General features: G+C 69.4%; 2 protein-coding genes. One reads left to right on the top strand and one right to left on the bottom strand.

Annotation, left to right across the window (positions count from 1 at the left end):
* The coding region (locus ACWGIU_RS35215; RefSeq protein WP_453712165.1) for an ABC transporter substrate-binding protein at positions 1-944 on the bottom strand (944 nt) is incomplete at its 3' end.
* A gap of 357 nt (positions 945-1,301) precedes the next feature.
* Here ACWGIU_RS35215 and ACWGIU_RS35210 point away from each other — a divergent pair.
* The gene (locus tag ACWGIU_RS35210; RefSeq protein ID WP_453712166.1) at positions 1,302-2,423 is read left to right on the top strand and encodes a glycoside hydrolase family 64 protein; all 1,122 of its coding nucleotides are present in this window, start codon (positions 1,302-1,304) and stop codon (positions 2,421-2,423) included.
* The last annotated feature ends 133 nt before the right edge of the window (positions 2,424-2,556 follow it).

Genomic DNA, 2,556 nt, shown 5'->3' with positions numbered 1-2,556 from the left:
GCCTCGCCCGCGCCGCCCGAACGCAGCACTTCGGCGAGGACGACCACCGCGTCGTACCCCTCGAAGGCGACGAAGGAGGGCGCTACGCCCAGCCGTTCGCGGAGGGCCGTCCCGACCCGTGCCCCGAGCGGGCCGAGGCGTTCGGGCAGGTAGCGCAGGAACGGGACGGCGGCGCCGTCGTCGCCCAGCAGCGCCGCCCATTCGGGGAACTCCGGTTGCCCGGCCGGAGCACCGATCATGATCTCGGCGAGTCGCCGGTCGCGGCGGACCGCCTTGACGATCGGCACCGCCGGCTCCGGGTGGCCGACCAGAAGGAGGAGGGCCGTCGCGCGACGGTCGACGAGTTCGTCGCACACCGCGCTGGGGGAGAGCCTGCTCATGTCGAGTTCCACGACGGAACCGCCGCGCGGAGCGAGGTACTCCTGCAGGATGCGGGTCCCGGACGCCCAATAGACGCTCGACTGGGTCGCTACGGCGATGCGATCGTGGCCCGCGCCGAGGAGGAAGTCCGCATAGATCTGCCAGCCGTGGGACTGTGCCGGGGAGAGGCGCGCGACCCATTGCGTCGGCTGTTCGGTGAGCGCGTCGAGAACCGCCGAAGAGCAGAGGAACGGCAGGCCGAGGGCGTCGGCCCGGGCAGCGGCGGCGCGAGCGACGACGCTGTGGTACTCACCCGCCACAGCAGCCACGCCGAGCCGGGCCAACTCGTCCACGGCCGCCGCGGCCCTCAGCGGATCGGCCGCGGTGTCCCGGACCAGTAGCTCGAGCGGCCTTCCGGCGATCCCTCCGGCGCCGTTGACCTCGTGAACGGCCAGCTCGACTCCGGCGAGCAAGTGGTGGCCCGCCTCGACCCAGCCAGGCCTGCTCAGCGGAACGAGAACGCCGATCCGGACGGACGAGCCGTCAGACCGTCCGGGGCGAAGCGGCGAGGGTGGCGTACTCATACGTCGGCGTCTCCCGAGTGGCGGTTCGGTTGCGGCGTGCCCGACCGCAGCGTGAACGTCAGTGGGCGCCGAGAGTAGCCGAGCCGAGAACGGCCGGAGATGCGCTGGGCCGGTGCCGGTGCCGGTGCCGGTGCCGGTGCCGATCCCAGCCGCGTGGTTCCGCCCGGGCCCGCCAGGTCATTGACAGAAGTTGAACACACGCCGAGGCTGAGAGCGCTCTCAGTCATCAATCCTCAGGACCTGGAGCGCTGCCCATCCTCCCCCACTTGCAGGTGTCCCCACAGGAGGCAGATCGTGTTCCGCTTATCGAAAGTGCTTGCGTCCGCGGTCTCGGCGCTGGTTGTCGTCGCCGGCCTGATGGCGATCGGCCCGTCGGCGGCAGAAGCCGTACCGGCGACCATCCCGCTCACCATCAAGAACAGCTCGGGACGCAGCGAGCCGGTGTACGTGTACAACCTGGGCACGCAGCTGACGACCGGCCGGCAAGGCTGGGCCGACGCCAACGGCGCGTTCCACCCCTGGCCCGTGGGAGGCAATCCCCCCACCCCCGCGCCCGACGCATCGATCACGGGCCCGGCCAACGGGCAGACCAAGACCATCCGGATACCCAAGTTCTTCGGACGCGTCTACTTCTCCATCGGCCAGAAGATCGTCTTCAAGCTCAGTACCGGCGGCCTGGTGCAGCCCGCCGTGCAGAACCCCTCCGACCCCAACCGCAACATCCTGTTCAACTGGTCCGAGTACACGCTCAACGACGCCGGCCTGTGGATCAACAGTACCCAGGTCGACATGTTCTCCGCCCCGTACGCGGTGGGCGTGAAGGCGGCAGACGGCACGGTCACGAACACGGGCCGGCTCAAGCCCGGCGGCTACAACGCCGTCTTCGGACAACTGCGTTCGGCCGGCTGGGGCGGATTGATCCAGAACCGCCCCGATGGCACGCCGCTGCGCGCGCTCTCACCCGGTCACGGCATCGAGGCGGGCGGAATCTCGGCCGGCGTCATGAACGACTACATCAACCGGGTCTGGAACAAGTACAGCTCCTCCACGCTCACCGTGACGCCCTTCGTGAACCAACCGAACACCAAGTACTACGGCCGGGTCTCGGGCAACGTCATGAACTTCACCAACGGATCGGGAGCGGTGGTCACCAGCTTCCAGAAGCCGGACTCCGACAGTGTCTTCGGCTGCTACAAGTTGCTGGACGCACCCAACGACCTCGTCCGCGGCCCGATCTCCCGCACCCTGTGCGCGGCCTTCAACCGGTCGACGCTCTTGACCAACCCGGCCCAACCCGACGCGAACAGCGCCACCTTCTACCGTGACGCCGTCACCAACCACTACTCCCGCATCATCCACGGACAGATGGCCGACGGTAAGGCGTACGGCTTCGCTTTCGACGACGTGGGCGCCCATGAGTCGCTGGTGCACGACGGCAATCCGCAGGAGGCCTTCATGACGCTGGAACCACTGAACTAGGTCGGGGCCGCGAAGTGGCGCCGGCCGCCCGGAGGGCGGGCCCCGCGGCGTGCGGTGCCATGGGGTCTCCCCAGGCCCGCAGGGCCGAGGGGAAGCCTCGCAAGGTGGAGGGGCGCCCGCGTACCGGACGTAC

The sequence above is a fragment of the Streptomyces sp. NPDC054840 genome (assembly GCF_053611065.1).
This window is presented reverse-complemented; position numbering and strand designations above follow the sequence as displayed.

What these genes read in the sequence shown, in the direction of transcription:
- ACWGIU_RS35210 (WP_453712166.1), top strand. Translation starts at nt 1,302, where the DNA reads ATGGCGATCGGCCCGTCGGCGGCAGAAGCCGTACCGGCGACCATCCCG.